Here is an 18,938-nt window from a genome sequence, read left to right as displayed (position 1 = left end):
CTGAACCGTCGCGACTTCTCCGTACCCTCACCCCAACCGCCGCTCCGCGCCCCGGCCCGCGCCAGCGGCGCGGGCGCTCCACCGCACGCGCGCCAGTGGCGCGCAAGCCGTGCGCTGTCGCCCCGACGGGAGAGGGGCTTCAAAGCCGACTGTGGGAGAAATCAGCCCTTGGGCCGCACCGCGATGTGCACTTCGGCCAGCTGCGCCTCGGGGATTGGCGACGGCGCGCCGGTCATCAGGCACTGGCCGCCGGTGGTCTTGGGAAAGGCGATGACGTCGCGGATCGAGTCGGTGCCGGCCATCAGCGCGGCGATGCGGTCGATGCCGAAGGCGATGCCGCCGTGCGGCGGCGCACCGTACTTCAACGCGTCGAGCAGGAAGCCGAACTTGGCCCGCGCCTCCTCGGCGCCGATGCCGAGCAGTTCGAACACCGCCGACTGCATGCTCGAGCGATGGATGCGGATCGAACCGCCGCCGATCTCGTTGCCGTTGAGCACCATGTCGTAGCCGCGCGAGACCGCGGTGCGCGCATTCGCGCGGAGCTCGGCCTCGTCGTCGACCGCGGGCGCGGTGAACGGGTGATGCAGCGCGACGTGGCGGTTCGCCTCCTCGTCCCATTCGAACATCGGGAAGTCGGTGACCCACAGCGGCCTCCAACCGGCCTCGACCAGGCCGAAGTCACGGCCGGCCTTGAGCCGCACCGCGCCCATGAAGTCGCTGACGGTCGCGTGCCTGCCGGCACCGAAGAACACGAGGTCGCCGTTGCCGGCGCCGACGCGCGCGAGCAGCGAGGCGAACGCCTCGTCGGAAAAGAACTTGGCGATCGGCGACGACACTTCGCCGCTCTCCGACAGCTTGACATAGGCCAGGCCCTTGGCGCCGAACTTGGCCGCGTGCGCGGCGTACTCGTCGATCTGCTTGCGCGACAGCGCCGCGCCGCCCGGCACCCGCAGCGCGCAGACGCGGCCGCCGTCGACACCGGCCCAGTCGGTGAAGACCTTGAACTCCGATCCCTTCACCTCGGGATCGACGTCGACCAGCTCCAGCGCGATGCGCAGGTCCGGCTTGTCGGAACCATAGCGGCGCATCGCCTCGGCCCAGGTCATCCGCGGGAAGACGCCGAGCTCGACCTCCATCACCTCGCGGAACACGTCGCACAGCATCGCCTCGACCGTGTCCTGCACGTCATGCTCGGACACCCAGGCGAACTCCATGTCGAGCTGGGTGAACTCGAGCTGGCGGTCGGCGCGCAGCGCCTCGTCGCGGAAGCAGCGCGCGATCTGGTAGTAGCGGTCGAAGCCGGCCATCATCAGGATCTGCTTGAACAACTGCGGCGACTGCGGCAGCGCGTAGAACTCGCCCGGATGCATGCGCGCCGGCACCAGGAAGTCGCGCGCGCCCTCGGGCGTGGCCTTGGTCAGGATCGGCGTCTCGATGTCCTGGAAGCCGCGCGCATCCAGCCAGCGCCGCAACGCCTGCACCAGGCGGGTGCGGATGCGCAGCTTGGCCTGCATCTGCGGGGTGCGCAGGTCGAGGTAGCGGTACTGCAGGCGGATGTCCTCGCCCGGGTTCTCGTGGGCGTGGAAGGGCAGCGGCTCGGCCTTGTTGAGCACCTCGATGCCACGCGCCACCACCTCGACGCGGCCGTTCGGCAACTTCGGGTTGGGCGACTCGCGCAGCCGCACCTCGCCGGTTACGCGCAGGCAGTCCTCGTAGCCCACGCCGGCCGCGGCGGTGATCACCTCGGCGTTGCCTTCGGTGCCTGCTTCAGGTTCAGCGACGATCTGGACGATGCCCTCGTGGTCGCGCAGGTCGATGAAGCACAGGCCGCCGAGGTCGCGGGCGACGTCGGCCCAGCCGCACAAGGTGACGGTCTGTCCGACCAGCGCCTCGTCGACGAGGCCGCAGTAATGGGTACGCATGGAGACTCCAGGGAGCGAAGGCGGTCCCGCTTTGGGGGCGGGAAACGCGCTATTTTAGCGGCAGGCTGCCGGGCCGCGTCGCCACGACTGCGCCGGTCGCCGCCATCGGAGGGAATCGCCATGCACCGTCTGTCCGGATGTCTCCTGCTCCTGGTCCTGGTGGCATTCGGCGGTTCGCCGCTGCACGCCCAGCCGCAGACCCGCGCCTACGCGCCCGAGAACCTGCGCGAACTGTCGGTCCGCGACCAGGAGCGCGTGATCGCGCTCGAATATTCCGACCAGTCCCGCGGCCGCCGCATTCCCGACGACCAGCTGCGGTTCTACCTCGACCAGGTCAACCGCTCGAACTGGACCTTCAGCCGGATCAAGCAGGACATCGCCCGTTCGCTGGCCGGCACGTCCGGCCCGCGGCCGCCGGTCCGGCCGGGCAACACCATCCGCTGCGAAAGCGACGACGGACGCTCGCGCACCTGCCCGACGCCCTGGCGCGGTCCGTCACGGCTGGTCCGGCAGCTGTCCTCGGCCCCCTGCGTCGAGGGTCGTACCTGGCAGTCGCAGGGCGGCCGCGTCCAGGTCGGCAACGGCTGCCGTGCGGAGTTCGCCGCCGGTGCACAGGTCCGGCCGCCACCGGTGGTCGGCGACCGCGTCACCTGCGCCAGCGAAGGCGGGCGTCACCGCACCTGCCCCTGGAATGCGGCGGCAGGCCAGCCGCGACTGCTGCGACAGCTCTCCAGCCAGCCCTGCGTGCAGGGCCGTACCTGGGGCTACGACCGGCGGGGGCTGTGGGTCGACAACGGTTGCCGGGCCGAGTTCGGCAGCGGTCGGGGTCCGGGACCGCGCCCGCCGACGGACGCCTACAGCGTGACCTGTGCCAGCAAGCACTACCAGCGCACCACCTGCGCCTGGCAGGCCGCGCGCGGCCGCCCGCAGATGATCGAGCAACTGTCGGACGTGTCCTGCGTCCAGGGCCGCTCCTGGGGCTACGACGGCGGCGCGTCGCTGTGGGTCAGCGGTGGCTGCCGCGCCCGGTTCGGCGTCCGCTGAAACGCGAACGCGTCGCCCTGCTCACGGCGCGGCGGCGGGGGCCTGCTTCGGCGCAGGCTTGGCGGCGTCCGGCGCGGGCTTCGCGGCGGCACCGTCGGTCTTTGCCGCGGGCGCCTTGGTGTCCGCTGCCGGGGCCGCTTCCGGCTTGGCCGCGCCCTCTCCGCCTTCGACCAGGTTGCGCTTCTTCTCGCCGTCCTTCTTGAAGTCGGTCTCGTACCAGCCGCTCCCGGACAGGCGGAACGCCGGTGCGGTCAGCTGCCGCTTCACCGCATCGGCGGCGCAGGCGGGGCAGGCGTCGGGATCGGGATCGGCGAGCCTCTGCAGGCGGTCGAAGTCATGGCCGCAGGCGGCGCAGCGGTAGGCGTAGATCGGCATGGCGGTGCACTCGTGGAGTCTGCGCGCATTGTGGGGCCAGCGGCCGGCGAATCAAGCGACCGGCACCCCAAACACCGCCACGCCTCGTAGGAGCGCGCCATGCGCGCGATGCCGCGGGCATTTCGCCGCCCGCGAATTCCGGTGACCGGCGCGCCTGCCGGTCCAGAATCGCGGCGTCCACCGGATCCGGCCGGCACCCGCGGCATCGCGCGCATGGCGCGCTCCTACGGGGGCTCAGTGGCCCCAGGGCGCGGGCGGCGTCTCGACCGGCGTGGTCAGGTCGAACTCCACCTGGAACAGGCGTCCGCCCGGACGGGCGAGCTCGTAGAGGAAACGCCGCTCCGGCTCGATCTCCATCGCCCAGGTGTTGGTGACCGAGGCGCCCAGGCCCTCGCGCTCGAACATGGCGATCGACTCGGCGTCGACCGGGAACTCCTGCCGCTGCGCGGTGCCGGCGCCGGCGGTATCGCCGCCGTACAGCGTCACCGCGTCGTCGCTGCCGTCCTCGTGGCGATGGTCGTGCTTGAGCCGCAGGCCGGTGTCGGTGCGGGTCAGCAGCCAGGTGCGGGATCGGTCCTCGCCGACGTGGAACGGGATCTGCAGCTCGCGGGCCGGGTCGTCGCAGCCGCGCACATGCATGACCAGCGACTTGCCTTCGAAGTCGTCAGGCTCGGGGGATGCCGGTTCATTGGCGACGATGCGACCGGCGAAGGCCTGGCCACAGTGTCGCGCCAGCCTCGCCAGGAAGGCGTCGGGTGGGGCCAGACGGTCCACGGGCGTGGCATCCGCGGCACGGGCGACGGCCGCGTCCGGCATGGCCGGTTGCGGGGCAACTTCTTCGGCAGCGGCATCGGCGCGCGCGGCGGCACCATTGCCGGCGCCGGTCACCACCGTGCAGGCGGAAAGGGCGAGCAGCACCACGGGCAGGGACAGACGGGCCAGGATCTGAGGTTTCCCCTGTTCTCCTGTAATCAGTGCAACGGTTTCGCTGCTTCCCCCCTTTGAAAAAGGGGGGTTGGGGGGATTTGCTCGGTGCCCGGCCAAGCAACAGCAAATCGCTTTGCGATTCCCGGCCCCCGCGCAGCGCGCGGGAGCGCTCAAACCGCCGCAAGCCTGCGGCTTGCAAGCGGCGGCTTTCGCCCCCCTCAATCCCCCTTTTTCAAAAGGGGAAGATAGGTTGCGAGAAATCCGGGGAAACCTCAGGGCCAGGATCGTGTTCATCGCGCCACCGTAGCCGCACGGTGCCGGTGCGGCAAGGCGGCGCCGGGCAGGTCGCGAGTCGAGCACGTCCCTGACCCGCTGGCGGCGGCGGAGTGGCGGATTTCCCGCCGGCGGCCCTCGTAGTTCGGGAGGGGACGGCCATACCGGCCGCCACGACAGGGAGCGCAGATGCCCGAGCCGTCATCCGTCCGGAACGCCCGACGGCTTTCCGTGCCCCGCTGGTTGCTGGTGTTGCTGCTGGCGATGCTGGCAGCACCTGCGGCGTCGGCGGCAGGCTTCCGGGTGGTGCTGGACCCCGCGGTCGCGGACGGGCCGGTCACCGGGCGCCTGATCGTGGCCGTGGCCCGCACCGACCAGCCCGAGCCCAGGCTGGCGATCGGGCTGAACGGCCCGGCCGTGTTCGGGATCGACGTCGAAGGGCTGGCGCCGGGCGCGGAAGTCGCGGTCGGCGCGGACGCCGCCGCCTACCCGCTGCAAAGCCTCGACGCGCTGCCGCCCGGCGACTACCACGTCCAGGCGGTGCTGGTCCGCTACACGCAGCTGGACCGCGCCGACGGACACCGCCTGTGGCTGCCGCTGACCGACCGCCGGGTGCCTTTCCACGCCAAACCCGGGAACCTGTACAGCACGGTCCAGCCGGTCACGCTGGGGCCGGATGCGGCGCCGGTGCCGCTGCGCCTGGCGGCAACGGTGCCGGCGTTGCCAGAGCTCGAGGATACGCCGTGGATCCGCCGGGTCCGCATCCGCAGCGAAGTCCTGAGCGCGTTCTGGGGCGTGCCGATCCACATCGGTGCCAGCGTGCTGCTGCCGCGCGGTTTCGATGAGAACCCGGACGCGCGCTACCCGGTGGTCTACGTCTTCGGCCATGGCGATGCGCCGTTCGGCTTCGACCCCGATCCGGACAGCCACGGCGACGCGGCGGTGGCCCGGGCCCGGGATGCCAACGTCGAAACCGGCTACGAATTCGCCCAGGCCTGGCAGGGCGACGATTTCCCGCGCGTGGTCGCGATCACCTTCGAGCATCCCAGCCCGTACTTCGTCGAGTCCTACGCGGTCGATTCCCCCAACAACGGCCCGTACGGAGAAGCGCTGACCACCGAGATCATGCCCGAGCTGGAGCGCCGCTTCCGCGGCATCGGCCAGCCGCACGCGCGCATCGTCGAAGGCGCCTCCACCGGGGGCTGGGAAGCGCTGGCGCTGCAGCTCCACTACCCCGATTTCTTCGGCGGCGCCTGGGTGTTCAATCCGGACCCGATCGATTTCCGCAACTACCTGCTCAGCGACATCTACGCCGACGAGAACATGTTCAGCGTGCCGGTCAACGACTGGCTGCACACCGAGCGTCCGTTCCGCCGCACCCGCGAAGGCCAGCCGCTGCTGGACATGCGCCACCTGGCGGCGTTCGAAGCGGTGCTGGGCTCGCGCGGCCGCTCCGGCTACCAGCTCGATATCTGGCAGGCCACCCACGGCCCGGCCGGCGAGGACGGCTACCCGCGGCTGCTGTTCGACAAGCGCAGCGGCGCGATCGACCGCGAGGTCGCCGCGTGGATGCGCGACAACGGCTACGACCTGAGCGCGTACGCGCGCGACCACTGGAACCGGCTGGCACCGCGCCTGCGCGGCAAGCTGCACCTGTTCGCCGGCGAGATGGACGACTTCTACCTCAACCTCGCGGTCTACCGCTTCGAGCGGATGCTGCGCGAGGTCGCCGGCGACGACTATCCCGCGCGCTTCGAGTACGGCCGGCCGATGAAGGGCCACAACTGGCACCACACCGACTGGGCCGGCGTGGTGCGCGAAATGGCTACGCACGTCGACGCCAATGCACCCACCGCGCCCGCCCCTGCCGACGCCAACGAAGGACCCTGACATGACGATGACGCCCCGCGACTGGTTGCTGACCACCTGGCTGGTCGCCGTGACCGTACTCTCCGGCTGGGCTGCCTGGGACCGGATTACCGCCCGGCCGGCCGACAAGATCGAGGCCGCTGCGACCGGCGAGTTCGAGGAACTCACCGTGCAACGGCTCAACGTGGTCGAGCCCAATGGCCTCAACCGCCTGGTGATCGCCAACAGCGCGCGTTTTCCGGGGCTGTTCATGGAAGGCACCGAATACCGCCACCACAGCCGCAAGGGCGGCGGGATGCTGTTCTTCAACGACGAAGGCGACGAATCGGGCGGCATGACCTTCGGCAGTGCGAAACAGGACGGCGCCCACTCGGCCTCGGCCGGGCTGTTCTTCGACCAGTACAAGCAGGACCAGACCGTCGGCATGGTCTACAACGAACAGGACGGCCGCCGCGTCGCCGGGCTGCGGGTCTGGGACCGCCCGGACTATTCGATCGGGCCGCTGATGGAAATGAGCGACCGCGCCGCAGGCGCGGAATCCGACGCCGAGCGCGAGGCCATCCGCAAGGAGATGATGGACTACGCGATGGCGCGCGGCGGCGCCGGCGCCGAGCGTCTGTTCGCGGGCAAGACGCTCGAGGACGCGGTGGTGCGCCTGGCCGACCCGGAGGGCCGGCCACGGCTGCAGCTGACGGTCGACGCCAAGGGCGAGCCGCGGGTGGATTTCCTGGCCGCGGACGGCACCGTGCTGCGCAGCATCACCGCGCAGTGAGCCACGACGATCCGCCGCGGAACCGGGCAGCATCCCAGGACGTGATATGAAGCAACGGTGATGGGCAAGCGCAGCGCCAGGGATCCTGTCCGTGGAACATGAGAGCCGCATCCGCTGGTTCGCGCGGGAAGTATTGCCGCACGAAGGCGACGTGCGCCGCTGGCTGTCCGCGCGCATCCGCGGCCTTGCGATGTGCGACCTCGACGAGGTCGTCCAGGAAACCTACGCCCGGCTGTGGGCGGTGAACACGGACGGCATCAACGACGCGCGCGCCTATCTGTTCGTCATCGCCAGGCGCGTGGTCGGCGAGACCGTCAGGAGGTCGCGGATCGTGCCGATCGAGACGGTGGCGGACATCGACGCGCTGCACGTGGCAGACGCCGGACCCACCCCGGAGCGGCGCCTGAGCGGCCGCGAGGAAGTCGAGCGCCTGCACGCGGCGATCGCGGCACTGCCGGCCAAGTGCAGGCAGGCGTTCGTGATGAAGAAATTCGAATCGCTGTCGCAGCGCGAGATCTCGGAACGGATGAACATCTCCGAAAGCACCGTGGAGAAGCACCTGGCCAAGGCCCTGAGAACGATCATGCGGGAAATGAGGAAGACGCCGGCCCTGCCGGCGCGGAGCACTGGAATCGATGAGCGCAGGCAACGACAGCGCTGATATCGACGGCATCGCCGCCGGCTGGGCGGTCCGGGCGTCCGAGGGCGCGCTGGGCGAGCGCGACCGCGGCGAGCTCGAGGCCTGGCTGGCGCGCGATCCGCGCCACCGCGGCGCATTCGTGCGCGCGCAGGCGATCTGGCGCGACCTCGACCGCATCGCCGCGATGGCGAAGGGCGGTGGCGAGGAACCGATTGCACCGCAGCGCCGCGTGCGCATGCGCGTGTTCGCCGTCGCCGCCTCGTTGCTGCTGGCGGTGCTGGCCGGCGGCATCGGCTACGAGCACTATTCCGGCCGCCACGCTGCCGGCGTCGGCCAGATCGTGAGGCTGGCGCTGGACGATGGTTCCGTCGTCGTGCTCAACACCGATTCGGTGATCCGGGTGCGCTACGGCGACGCGCAGCGACGTATCCACCTGCAACGCGGCGAGGCCACCTTCCAGGTCGTCAGCGACCCGGCGCGGCCGTTCGTGGTCGAGGCCGGCGACGTGGCCGCGCGCGCAGTGGGCACCGAGTTCGCGGTACGCCGCCTGGGCGATGCCGTGGCGGTGACGGTGCTCGAGGGCGTGGTCGAGGTCGAACGCCCCGATTCCAGGGGTCTGGAGCGGCCGCGGCGCGCGGCCCGCAACGAGCAGGTGGTGGCCGCGCGCGCCCTGCCGATGATCGAGAACGCACTGACCGCCGAGGAGGTATCGCGCCGCCATTCTTGGCGCGAGGGTTACCTGACCTTCGACGGCGAACCCTTGGAGGCCGCCATCGCCGAGATGAACCGCTACGCCCAGGTCCCGATCCGCATCGCCGACCCGGACCTGGCGGCCGAGCACTTCGTCGGGGTGTTCCGGATCGGCGACACCCGCGCCTTCGCGCGTTCCGCGGCGGCGACCTTCGACGCCCGGGTGGTCGAAGAGCCGGGCGCGATCGTCCTGACCCGCGCGTCCACGCCGCATCGGCAATAGAGGATTCGCCGCGCACGCCCCTCGTACACAGGGAGGCATGCATCGCGCATGCGATACCGGGGAGACGGGGCCGTGAACAGCATCGGATCACGCAGGATTGCGCGGCGCAGCCGGCTGTGGCTCGCCATCGGCCTGGGCTGTGCGCTCGCCACCGCGCCGGTGCTGGCGCAGGCGCAGGCGCAGGCGCGCAAGACGTTCGACCTGCCGCCGCAGGAGGCCGCACAGGCGATCCGCGCGGCCGCGGAGCAGTCGGGCCTGCAGATCATGGCGCCGGAAGGCGACCTGCGCGGGGTGCGCACCGGCGCGGTTCAGGGCGATTTCGAGGCCATCGAGGCGGTGCGGCTGATGTTCGAGGGCACCGGGCTGGAGGTGGTGGCCAGCGGCGAGGACACCGTCACCGTGCGGCGCCCGCGCGCGCCCGCGCCGCGACCCGTGTCGACCGAGGCGCCGCCGCCGACCGACCAGACCGTGGAGCTCGAGCGCATCCAGGTCACCGGCACCCGCATCAACCGCGCCGGTTTCGACACCCTGCAGGCGGCGCTGGTGACCAGTGCCGAGGAGATCGAGCGCCGCGGCTATACCAACATCGGCCAGGCGCTCGAGGACACGCCCGGGTTCGGCCCCTCGGCATCGAGCCCGGTCGGTGCCGCACAGGCGACCCTCGGGATCGCCCAGACCTTCGTCAATTTCTTCGGCCTGGGCTCGCAGCGTACGCTGACCCTGGTCAACGGCAGGCGGTTCGTCTCTTCCAACACCGTTGCCGGCGTCGGCGGGGCGGCCTCGCCCGGCTCGCAGGTGGACCTCAACGTCATCCCTGCGGGCCTGGTCGACCGGGTCGAGACCATCGCCATCGGCGGCGCGCCGGTGTACGGCTCGGACGCGATCGCCGGCACCGTCAACGTGATCCTCAAGGAGGATTTCGAGGGCGCCCAGGCGTCGGTGCAGTACGGCATCACCGACCGCGGCGACGCCGAGAGCTACAGCGTGCGCGGCCTGTTCGGCGGCAACTTCGCCGAGGGCCGCGGCAACGCCGTGATCGGCACCGAGTACCACCGCCAGCATGGCCTGCGCCTGTCCGATCGGATGCCGTTCCGTTACCTGCTGCCGAACCCCGACGATACCGGTCCCGCCGACGGCATCGCCGCGTGGGCGGTGGCCGGCAACCTGCGCTACGCCCTCCTGACCGAAGGTGGGCTGCCCTACGACAATCAGCTGGCGCCGATCCTGGGCTTCGACCTGCCCGGGGCGGTGCTGCCGCCGATCTATACGCGCGGCAACTACATCTACGACTCGAGCGGCACGCCGCTGCAGTTCGGCGCCGACGGCGAACTGGCGCCCTACGTGCCAGGTCGGGCGGTCCAGGAAGCGGTCGGCGCGCCGATCCTGGCCGACGGCGGCGACGGCGTGAATCCCGCCGACCATTTCGGACTGCTGACCCTGAGCGAACGCACCATCTTCAATGCGCTGGGCCATTTCGACATCACGCCGTCGGTGCGGGCTTTCGCCGAGACGACCTACGTGCGCACCGAAGGCGTCGAGCAGAGCGAGCTGTACCAGTTCGCGGCGCCGGTGCTGGGCGGCCCGACGCTCAGGTTCTCCGCGGACAATCCCTACCTGAGCGATCACTCGCGGGCGATCCTGGCCGACAACGGACTGGACGGTTTCAACCTGAGCCGCAACCTCAACGACATCGTCGACCGCACCCCGGGCGAAACCACGCTGGACCTGTATCGTTTCGTCGGCGGACTGAAGGGCGACTTCGCCGCCTTCGACGAGACCTGGTCCTGGGATCTTTCCTACAACTACGGTCGCAGCGAAAGCATCTCGTCCCTGACCTATATCGATCCGGTGCGGCTGCTGCGCGCCATCGACGCGGTGCGCGACGGCAGCGGCAACATCGTCTGCGCCTCCGGTGGCGATTGCGTGCCGATCAACCTATTCGGCGCCGGCAACGCCAGCCTGGAGGCGATCGACTACCTCACCGACCGCGGCCGCGCCACCAGCCTCAACACCCAGAAGGTCCTGACCGGCAACCTGACCGGCGCGCTGCCGATCGGGCTGGCCGAGCCACTGCAGTTCAACCTGGGCGCGGAACGCCGCACCGAGGGCGGCGCGTTCGAGCCCGACGCCACCCTCGAGGCAGGCAACGTGCTGATCGGCAGCGGCTCCGGCAGTTTCGCCGGGATCGACGGCAGCTACCGCACCACCGAGTTCTACGGCGAGCTGGTCGCCCCGCTGATCGCGGAGTCGCAGGCGCTGCGCTTCGCCAAGGCGCTGAGCCTGGAAGCCGCCGCCCGCCACGTCGACAACTCGCTCGCCGGCAGCGACCTCACCTGGTCGGTCGGCGCGCGGTTCGCCCCGCGCCTGTCCGGCTGGGGCGACGGCCTGGTCTTCCGCGGGGTCTATACGCATGCGATCCGCTCGCCGGCGATCACCGAGCTGTTCCTGGGTTCGGCCCCGGTCGCGGGCGCGATCAACGACGTCTGCAACGCGCAGAACTACAACCGCGGCGCCAACCCGGCCGTGCGCGAGGCCAACTGCCGGGCCGCCCTGGCGGCGGTCGGTGTCGACGATCCGGCCGCCTTCGAGTCCACCACCGGCGCGGTCTCGGCGTACGGCACCCGTTCCGGCAACGTCGACCTGATGAACGAGACCGCCGACTCCTGGTCGCTCGGGTTCGTGTACCAGCCGGCCGCCCTGCCCGATTTCCGCCTGGCGATGGACTGGTCCGACATCTCGCTGGAGAACGGCATCCAGAATCTCGGCATCGGCGCGCTGCTGTCGGCCTGCTACGACAGCGTCAACTACCCCAACGAGCCGGCCTGCGCGACCTTCGAGCGGCTGACCGCCGAACAGGCGGCGGCGCAGCCGGGGGCCGTGCGCACCGCCGGCGACATCGCCAACGGCTACCGCACCGGCTTCGTCAACACCTCGACGCTGGACTTCTCCGGGCTGATCGGCGCCGCCGAGTACCGCTTCGACCTCGGCGGCGGCAGCATGCGCATCGGCAGCAAGCTGTCGTACACCCACAAGTACGAACTCGTGGCGCAGCCCGGGGTGCCGGTCCAGGATGCCGTCGGCAGCGTCGGCACGCCCAAGTACCGGGTGAACCTGTCCACCGGCTACAGCCTCGACAAACTCGAGCTGGACCTGCAGGCGCTGTGGACCAGTTCGGTCGTCCGCGACTTGGACGCGACCGAAGAGGACCTCCCGCGCGAGGCCAATGACATCGGCGACTACTGGCGTTTCAACGCCAGCGTCGGCTATTGGCTCGGCGACCACGTCAAGGCACAGCTGGCGGTGAACAACCTGTTCGACCGCAAGGTGCCGTATGCGGCGCAGGTGGGCCGCAATTTCGGCGCCTACGACCCGATCGGCCGCACCTACCTGCTGCGCCTGAGCGCGAGCTTCTGAACGCCCCCGTGCGACCACCCGGCGCGCCGCCCATGGCCGGCCGCCTCCGTGCATCGAGGATCGCCTGTTGAAACATCTGCTCCCCATCGCCCTGCTGTCGCTGACGCTGCTGCCGGCGTGTTCGCCATCGCCCTCGGCCGAGGTCGCCGCCACCGCAGACGCCATCGCGGCGCCGCCGCCGCGCCATGACATCGAGCAGCTGATGGCGTTCGACGAGATCGGCGGGCTGGACTTCTCGCCCGACGGCGCGCGGCTGCTGTTCACCAGCAAGCGCAGCGGGGTGGCCAACCTGTACGTGATGCCGGCGGCCGGCGGCGCCGCCGAAGCGCTGACCGACTCGGACGAGACGGTGATGGCGATCGGCTGGTTTCCCGACGGCGAGCGCGTGCTCTACGCCAGCGACCGCGGCGGCGACGAGCTGTACCACCTCTTCGTCCGCGAGCCGGATGGCGCCACCCGCGACCTGACCCCCGGCGAGCGCCTCAAGGCGCGGTTCATCGCCTGGGCTCCGGACGGCGCGTCGTTCTTCGCCGCCACCAACGAGCGCGATCGGCGCCACTTCGACCTGTACGAGTACTCGACCACGGACTACACGCGCCGGCGACTGTTCACCAATAACGACGCCTACCAGATGCATGCGGTCAGCGGCGACCGCCGCCTGGTGGCGCTGAGCCGGATCCACGACAACGCCCACACCGACTGCTTCGTCTACGAGGTCGACAGCGCGAAGATGCGGCGCCTGAACGAGGCCGGCCGCAGGATCGCCTGCGTGCCGCAGGAATTCTCCCGCGACGGCCGACATCTCTTCCTCACCAGCGACGAAGACCGCGAGTTCAGCCGCCTCGAGCGCCTCGACCTCGAGAGCGGCGAACGCACCCCGGTCCTTGCCGTCGACTGGGACGTCACCGGCGCGCGGCTGTCCTCCGATGGCGAGCGCCTGGCCGCGTTCGTCAACCACGACGCGCGCACCGTGGTCCATCTGTTCGACGCCGAGACCCTGGAGCGGCAGCGGGTACTGGATGCGGCGCCGGCGACGGTCGCTGGGTTCGCGCTGTCCCCCACGGGCGCGATCGCCACGGTCGAGAGCGCGGGCGACATGCCCGGCGACCTGCGCCTGTACCCGGCCGGCGCGGATGCGCCCGTCCGCCTGGTCGATTCGCTACCGCCCGGCATCCCCGCCGGCGACCTGGTGCCAGGGCGGGTGGTGCGCTTCCATTCCCACGACGGGGTGATCGTGCCCGGCATCCTCTACGTGCCCAAGGGCATTGTCGAGGACGAGACGCGCCCGGCCGCGATCTGGGTACACGGCGGGCCGGGCGGCGAGAGCAGGATCGGCTTCAAGCCGATGGTCCAGTACCTGGTCAACCACGGCTACGTGGTCTACGAGATCAACAACCGCGGCTCCTCCGGGTCCGGCAAGACCTTTTACCATCTCGACGACGGCCGCCACGGCGAGGCCGATCTCGACGACGTGGTCGCCTCCCGGCAGATGTTGATCGACACCGGCCTGGTGGATCCGGACCGCATCGCAGTGATGGGCGGCTCCTACGGCGGCTTCATGGCACTGGCGGCGCTGGCGTTCCGGCCCGACGTGTTCGCTGCCGGGGTGAACATCTACGGGGTCTCCAACTGGACGCGGCTGCTGGCCAACACGCCGGACTGGTGGGAGGACCTGCGCCGCCTGCTCAAGAGCGAGATGGGAGACTGGGAAGCCGAGCCGGAGCGCTTCGAGGCGATCTCGCCGGCCTTCCACGCCGGCAACATCCGCAGGCCGCTGCTGGTGCTGCAGGGCGCCAACGATCCGCGGGTGCTGCCGGTGGAGTCGGAGGACATCGTCGAGCGGGTGCGGGCCAACGGCGTGCCGGTCGAATACGTCGTATTTCCCGACGAGGGCCACGGCTTCCGCAAAAAGGCCAACCAGGTCGTGGCTTATCGCACCATCCGCGAGTTCCTCGACCGCCATGTGCGCGACGCGGCGCCCCCGCCGGCTCCGGATCCGCAACCGGCCACGACGGACGGCGAGACCGCAGGACGGCAGTGACCACATCGGGCCCCAACCTCAGCCGCCGCGGCTTTCTCGCCGGGGCCGCCGCGGGCGCCGCGCTTGCGGCGCTGCCCGTACTTGGCGGCGACGGGGCCGAGCCGTCCCGGCGACTGGCCGAACTGTTCGAGCGCAGCTTCGCGCGGCGCCTGCGCCGCAGTCCGCTGCTGCAGGCGTCGTTGGGGCTGCACACCGACCATCACCGCTGGGACGATGTCGGCGCGCAGCACCGGCAGGAGGACATCGACCTGTTGCGCAGTGACCTCTCCGAATTGCGCGCCATCGACCCGGGCGCCCTGCCGCAGGCCGCGTGGCTCGATCATCGCCTGTTCCGCTACGACACCGAGCAGGCGCTGCGCCGGCTGCGCTGGCGCAGCCACCATTACCCGGTCTGCCAGATGCGCGGGCCGCAGCGGATCGTGCCGCAGACCCTGATCGACCGGCACCCCATCGCCAGCCGCGAGGACGCACAGGCCTACATCGAGCGCCTGCGCGGGGTGGACGGCTATCTGCGGCAGGTGGTGGACGGCCTGCGCGAACAGCAGGCGGCCGGCGTCTGCCCGCCCACCTCCACGCTGGCGCCCGTGGTCGATACCTGCACGCGGCTGCTGCGCGGGGCTCCCTTCGACGGCGAGGGCGACAATGCCATCCTCGCCGACTTCGACGCCAAGCTCGCGGCCGCGGGGCTCGAGGGCGCGGATGCGCTGCGGCGCGACGCCGTCGCCGCGATGCAGGACGGCTTCGCCCCCGGCTTCCGCCGGCTCATCGCCTGGCTGCAGGCGGCGCAACGCGACGCTCCGGCGGCCGCCGGCGTCTGGGCGCTGCCGCGAGGCGATGCCTACTACGCGGCGATGCTGCACATCGAATCGACCCTGGCACTCGATCCGGAACGCGTGCACGCCATCGGCCTGGAGGAGACCGCGCGCCTGCACGGCGAGATCCGCGCGCTGGCGCCACGCCTCGGCCATCGCGGCACGCTGCGCGAGCTGATCGACCGGGTACGCGCCGACCCCGATGCCCGCTATCCCGATACCGATGCCGGGCGCAGCGACTACCTGGCCGCCGCCGGAGCGGTCATCGAGGCGGTGTCCGCACGGCTCGACGCGCTGACCGGGTTCCGGCCACCGGCCCGGGTCGAGGTGCGGCGGGTGGAACCATGGCTGGAAGTCTCGGCCGGCATCGCCGGCTATTTCCCGCCGTCGCAGGACGGCGCGCGCCCGGGGATCGTGCGCTACAACCTGCGCGACATGGGCAACCTGCCCCGCCACGAGCTCACCGCCCTCGCCTGCCACGAGGGCGTGCCCGGCCACCACCTCGAGCGTTCGCTGTCCGCCTCGCTGCAGAACCTGCCGGACTTCCGCCGCCACGGCGGCTATACCGCCTTCAGCGAGGGCTGGGCCCTGTACGCCGAACAGCTTCCGCTCGAGCTCGGGCTGTACGAGGACCCGTGGCAGGACTTCGGGCGGCTGTCGAGCGAACTGATGCGTGCCGGCCGGCTGGTAGTCGACACCGGCCTGCATGCACGCCGCTGGAGCCCGGAGCGGACACTGCGCTGGCTGGACGACAACACCTTCGACGCGGCGCCCGCCAACGCCATCGCGGTCCGGCGTTACCTGGTGACCCCGGGCCAGGCCACCGCCTACCAGCTCGGCAAGCGCAGCCTGGTCGAACTGCAGGCGCGGGCGCGACGCGAACTCGGGGCAGACTTCCGGCTGCGCGATTTCAACGATGCGCTGCTGGGCGAGGGTTCACTGCCGTTACCGCTGCTGGGCGAAGTGGTCGATGGGTGGGTCGACCAGCGGCTGCAACAGGGAGATCCAGGATGAATCCAGTCCGGTGCCGGATGCGGTCGGAGTTCCCGCTGCTGTGCTGGCTGGCCGCGCTGCTCGCCGCCGCTACTCTCGACCGCACGGACCTCGACCAGAACATCGCCGTCTGGGCCGCGCTGATATGGCTCGCGGCGGAGACCGGGGCGGACTTCCGCGCCCTCTCCGCCGCGGAGGCCGCCGAATGACGCGCCGCGGGCCCGCTCGTGCGCTAGGGCTCTGGCTCGCGCTAGCAGCCTGCCTGGTGCTCGCCCCCGCCTTCGCCTCGCCGCCGGCGCACGACGGGCCGCGCTACATCCATGCCGGCCGCCTGCTGGCCGATCCGGCCAGCGGCCGGGTGCTGTCGCGGATGACGGTGGTGGTCGAGGACGGGCGGGTCGTCGACCTGCGCGATGGCTTCGTCGGTACGCCAGGCGAAACCATCGACCTGTCCGACCGCTTCGTGCTGCCCGGCCTGATCGACAGCCACGTGCACCTGGGCCACGAGAACGGTCCCGACGACAAGCTGCTGCGCACGGTGCGCAGCGCCGCGGACCTCGCCATCAACGGCGTGCAGTTCGCGCGCCGCACCCTCGATGCCGGGTTCACCACGGTCGCCGACCTCGGCGCCGAGAACGAGGCGATCTTCGCCCTGCGCGATGGCATCGCCGCCGGCAAGCTGCCCGGACCGCGAATCCTCGCCGCCGGCAACGTGCTCAGCCCGCACGGCGGCGAGGGCGACCTGTTCGGCTACCGCGACGACGTCACCCGCGCGCTGCAGCGGCCCAACCTGTGCTCCGGCGCCGGCGACTGCAGGCGTCTGGTGCGCCAGCAGGTCCAGCGCGGCGCCGACCTGATCAAGATCGTCGCCACCGGCGCGGTGCTCTCGGACGCCGATGCCGGCGTCGACCAGCAGTTCACCGACGCCGAGCTGCAGGCCATCGTCGACACCGCGCACGCGCTCGGCCGCCGCGTCACCGCGCATGCGCACGGCACCGCCGGCGTCAACGCGTTCCTGCGCGCCGGCGGCGACGCGATCGAGCACGGCACCTGGCTGGACGACGACTCGGTCGCCTTGTTCAAGCGCAACGGCGCCTGGCTCGTGCCGACGCTGCTGGCCGGCGACACCGTCGCCGGCTGGGCGGCCGACCCCGATTCGTTCCTCGGTCCGGCGGCGAAGGCCAAGGCCGCATCGGTCGGCCCAGCAATGCTGGCGATGGCGCGGCGGGCGCACGCCGCCGGCGTGCCGATCGCCTTCGGCACCGATTCCGGCGTCAGCCGCCACGGCGACAACGCCCGCGAGTTCGGGCTGCTGGTCGCGGCCGGGCTGACCCCGCTGGAGGCGGTCCGCACCGCCACGGTGAACGCCGCCGCGCATCTCGGCCTGGCGGACGAGGTCGGCCGCCTCGCCCCGGGCATGGCCGCCGACCTGGTCGCGGTCGACGGCGATCCGCTGCAGGACGTGACCGTGCTGCGGCGGGTGCGGTTGGTGATGAAGGCCGGCGTCATCCACAAGGACCACTAGGAGGTCACATGCAAGGCTGGGGAATCGTGTTGGCGGCACTGACGCTGGTCGCCGGGCCCGCGCGCGCGGACACCACCGCGCCGGAGATCGCGCCGGCGCACTACACGCTGCAGGCGCGGATCGATGCCGACGGCACGCTGCACGCGCGCGTGGCGATCGAGCTGACGGCCGAGGCGGCCGCCGCGCCGATGTCGTTCCTGCTCGGCGAGCGCTTCGCGATCGATCGCGCCGACGCCGGCACCGGCGGCAATGTGGCGATCGCCGCGACCGACCAGCCGTTCCCCGGCCTGCAGAAGATCACCGCGCAATTCGCCGCGCAGGGTCCGGCGCGCCTGGAGCTGGACTATTCCGGGCCGCTGACCGGAGGACCAAACAGCGTGGCGGCGTTCGCGGAGGACCGGATCGAGCTCTCGGTCGACAACATGTGGTTCCCGGTACGTGAGGACATCAGCCTGCAGTTCACCGTCGACGCCACCTTCCAGGGCATTCCTGCGGACTACGTGGCGGTCTCGCAGGGAACGCTGACACGTGCGGACGACGGTACGGTGCGCATGATCCGCGCGCGGCCGGACATCGACCTGCCGCTGATCGCCGCGCGCGGGCTGCAGCGCGAGACCCTCTCGGGCGCCGAGTTCCACGCCACCGACCCCGACGGCGTGCTCACCGCTCTGTTCCGCAAGCACGCGGCGCAGGCGGGGGAATTCTTCCAGGCCTGGTTCGGCCCGCTGCGCGAGCCGTTCCGCATCGTCTTGCTCTCGCGCGAACAGACCATGAGCTACGTGCGTTCCGGGTACATGGTGCTCTCCGACGGCGGTGCGGCCGGGCGCGAGGCGGCGAAGGAGGATTTCCCCGAGGCCAACCCCGCCCGCCACATCGCCCACGAGTTCGCCCACGCCTGGTGGTCGCCGGCCGATGCGATGAGCGAGCACTACTGGATGTCCGAGTCGGTGGCCGAGTACGCCGCGATCCGCTACGTCGAGGCGACCTTCGGCATCGCCGACGCGCAACGGCTGATCGAGCGCATCCGCGAGCGCGGCGAGGCCGCCGGCCCGGTGATCGGCCACGGCCGCCCGAGCGCCGACCAGCTGTACCGGCGCGGACCGCTGCTGCTGTTCGAACTGGAGGAGGCGGTCGGCCGTGCCGCCCTGGACCGGACACTGGCGACCCTGGGTCGCGACCCGCCGCGCGAGACCGCGCAGTTCCTGCAGGCACTGGCCGCCGAGGCGGGTGCGGACGCCGCGGCCGGTTTCGACGCGGCGCTGCGCCGCGACGGACCGCTCGGCACGGATGACGAAGCGGACGCGGACGTGCCGTAGCGGACGCCGGCCCGTTGGCGACGACGCAGCCGGCGCAGCTTG

At 71.2% G+C, this 18,938-nt stretch carries 14 protein-coding genes and 1 pseudogene; 12 read left to right on the top strand and 3 right to left on the bottom strand.

The window, feature by feature from the left end:
• Positions 1 to 161: 161 nt before the first annotated feature.
• A complete protein-coding gene (gene aspS, locus FXO19_RS13085; protein WP_149195551.1) occupies positions 162 to 1,922 on the bottom strand; it encodes an aspartate--tRNA ligase in 1,761 nt (586 codons plus the stop codon).
• A gap of 120 nt (positions 1,923 to 2,042) precedes the next feature.
• Between aspS and FXO19_RS13080 the strand changes: the two genes are divergently transcribed.
• Entirely contained in the window at positions 2,043 to 2,966 is a 924-nt protein-coding gene (locus FXO19_RS13080; protein ID WP_149195550.1) for a DUF3011 domain-containing protein, read from the top strand.
• A 21-nt stretch (positions 2,967 to 2,987) separates the two neighbouring features.
• Here FXO19_RS13080 and FXO19_RS13075 read toward each other — a convergent pair whose 3' ends face one another.
• Together FXO19_RS13075 and FXO19_RS13070 are read right to left on the bottom strand one after the other, a co-directional pair.
• A complete protein-coding gene (locus tag FXO19_RS13075; protein ID WP_149195549.1) occupies positions 2,988 to 3,341 on the bottom strand; it encodes an FmdB family zinc ribbon protein in 354 nt (117 codons plus the stop codon).
• Positions 3,342 to 3,575: 234 nt separating this feature from the next.
• Entirely contained in the window at positions 3,576 to 4,157 is a 582-nt protein-coding gene (locus FXO19_RS13070) for a hypothetical protein (RefSeq protein ID WP_255516417.1), read from the bottom strand.
• Positions 4,158 to 4,772: 615 nt separating this feature from the next.
• On the opposite strand from FXO19_RS13070, the gene FXO19_RS13065 reads away from it, so the two are divergent.
• The 11 genes and pseudogenes from FXO19_RS13065 (at position 4,773) to FXO19_RS19290 (ending at position 18,896) form a co-directional block, all read left to right on the top strand.
• Positions 4,773 to 6,431 (top strand): alpha/beta hydrolase-fold protein, encoded by a 1,659-nt coding sequence (locus FXO19_RS13065; RefSeq protein ID WP_149195548.1) that lies wholly within the window; start codon positions 4,773 to 4,775, stop codon positions 6,429 to 6,431.
• Between the two features lies 1 nt (position 6,432).
• Positions 6,433 to 7,182 (top strand): hypothetical protein, encoded by a 750-nt coding sequence (locus tag FXO19_RS13060; protein WP_149195547.1) that lies wholly within the window; start codon positions 6,433 to 6,435, stop codon positions 7,180 to 7,182.
• Positions 7,183 to 7,273: 91 nt separating this feature from the next.
• Positions 7,274 to 7,843: an RNA polymerase sigma factor gene (locus FXO19_RS13055; protein ID WP_149195546.1), complete on the top strand. Its 570-nt coding sequence runs from the start codon at positions 7,274 to 7,276 to the stop codon at positions 7,841 to 7,843.
• Entirely contained in the window at positions 7,818 to 8,795 is a 978-nt protein-coding gene (locus FXO19_RS13050) for a FecR family protein (RefSeq protein WP_149195545.1), read from the top strand. Before FXO19_RS13055 ends, FXO19_RS13050 begins: the two co-directional genes overlap by 26 nt.
• Before the next feature lie 48 nt (positions 8,796 to 8,843).
• Positions 8,844 to 9,677: pseudogene (locus FXO19_RS19845) on the top strand (TonB-dependent receptor plug domain-containing protein); the annotation flags it as partial.
• Positions 9,678 to 10,199: 522 nt separating this feature from the next.
• Positions 10,200 to 12,209, top strand: a complete 2,010-nt coding sequence (locus FXO19_RS19840; RefSeq protein ID WP_425481476.1) for a TonB-dependent receptor domain-containing protein — start codon at positions 10,200 to 10,202, stop codon at positions 12,207 to 12,209.
• A gap of 67 nt (positions 12,210 to 12,276) precedes the next feature.
• On the top strand, positions 12,277 to 14,250 hold the full coding sequence (locus tag FXO19_RS13040) for a S9 family peptidase (RefSeq protein WP_149195543.1): 1,974 nt from the start codon (positions 12,277 to 12,279) through the stop codon (positions 14,248 to 14,250).
• Positions 14,247 to 16,076 (top strand): DUF885 domain-containing protein, encoded by a 1,830-nt coding sequence (locus tag FXO19_RS13035; RefSeq protein ID WP_187775777.1) that lies wholly within the window; start codon positions 14,247 to 14,249, stop codon positions 16,074 to 16,076. Before FXO19_RS13040 ends, FXO19_RS13035 begins: the two co-directional genes overlap by 4 nt.
• Positions 16,073 to 16,264 carry a hypothetical protein gene (locus FXO19_RS13030; RefSeq protein WP_149195541.1) on the top strand — a complete coding sequence of 64 codons (192 nt, stop codon included), beginning with the start codon at positions 16,073 to 16,075 and terminating at the stop codon, positions 16,262 to 16,264. Before FXO19_RS13035 ends, FXO19_RS13030 begins: the two co-directional genes overlap by 4 nt.
• A 56-nt stretch (positions 16,265 to 16,320) precedes the next feature.
• The gene (locus FXO19_RS13025) at positions 16,321 to 17,580 is read left to right on the top strand and encodes a metal-dependent hydrolase family protein (protein WP_223115500.1); all 1,260 of its coding nucleotides are present in this window, start codon (positions 16,321 to 16,323) and stop codon (positions 17,578 to 17,580) included.
• Positions 17,581 to 17,588: 8 nt separating this feature from the next.
• Complete coding sequence (locus FXO19_RS19290; protein ID WP_187775776.1) at positions 17,589 to 18,896, top strand: gluzincin family metallopeptidase; 1,308 nt, start codon at positions 17,589 to 17,591, stop codon at positions 18,894 to 18,896.
• Positions 18,897 to 18,938: the final 42 nt, after the last annotated feature.

The organism is Luteimonas suaedae (assembly GCF_008312895.1).
In the GTDB taxonomy this organism is placed as follows: Bacteria; Pseudomonadota; Gammaproteobacteria; order Xanthomonadales; family Xanthomonadaceae; genus Luteimonas; species Luteimonas suaedae.
This window is presented reverse-complemented; position numbering and strand designations above follow the sequence as displayed.

Excerpts from the sequence above, each read along its gene's own strand:
- aspS (WP_149195551.1), bottom strand. The coding sequence starts at position 1,922 with ATGCGTACCCATTACTGCGGCCTCGTCGACGAGGCGCTGGTCGGACAG.
- FXO19_RS13080 (WP_149195550.1), top strand. The coding sequence starts at position 2,043 with ATGCACCGTCTGTCCGGATGTCTCCTGCTCCTGGTCCTGGTGGCATTC.
- FXO19_RS13075 (WP_149195549.1), bottom strand. The coding sequence starts at position 3,341 with ATGCCGATCTACGCCTACCGCTGCGCCGCCTGCGGCCATGACTTCGAC.
- FXO19_RS13070 (WP_255516417.1), bottom strand. The coding sequence starts at position 4,157 with ATGCCGGACGCGGCCGTCGCCCGTGCCGCGGATGCCACGCCCGTGGAC.
- FXO19_RS13060 (WP_149195547.1), top strand. The coding sequence starts at position 6,433 with ATGACGATGACGCCCCGCGACTGGTTGCTGACCACCTGGCTGGTCGCC.
- FXO19_RS13050 (WP_149195545.1), top strand. The coding sequence starts at position 7,818 with ATGAGCGCAGGCAACGACAGCGCTGATATCGACGGCATCGCCGCCGGC.
- FXO19_RS13030 (WP_149195541.1), top strand. The coding sequence starts at position 16,073 with ATGAATCCAGTCCGGTGCCGGATGCGGTCGGAGTTCCCGCTGCTGTGC.
- FXO19_RS19290 (WP_187775776.1), top strand. The coding sequence starts at position 17,589 with ATGCAAGGCTGGGGAATCGTGTTGGCGGCACTGACGCTGGTCGCCGGG.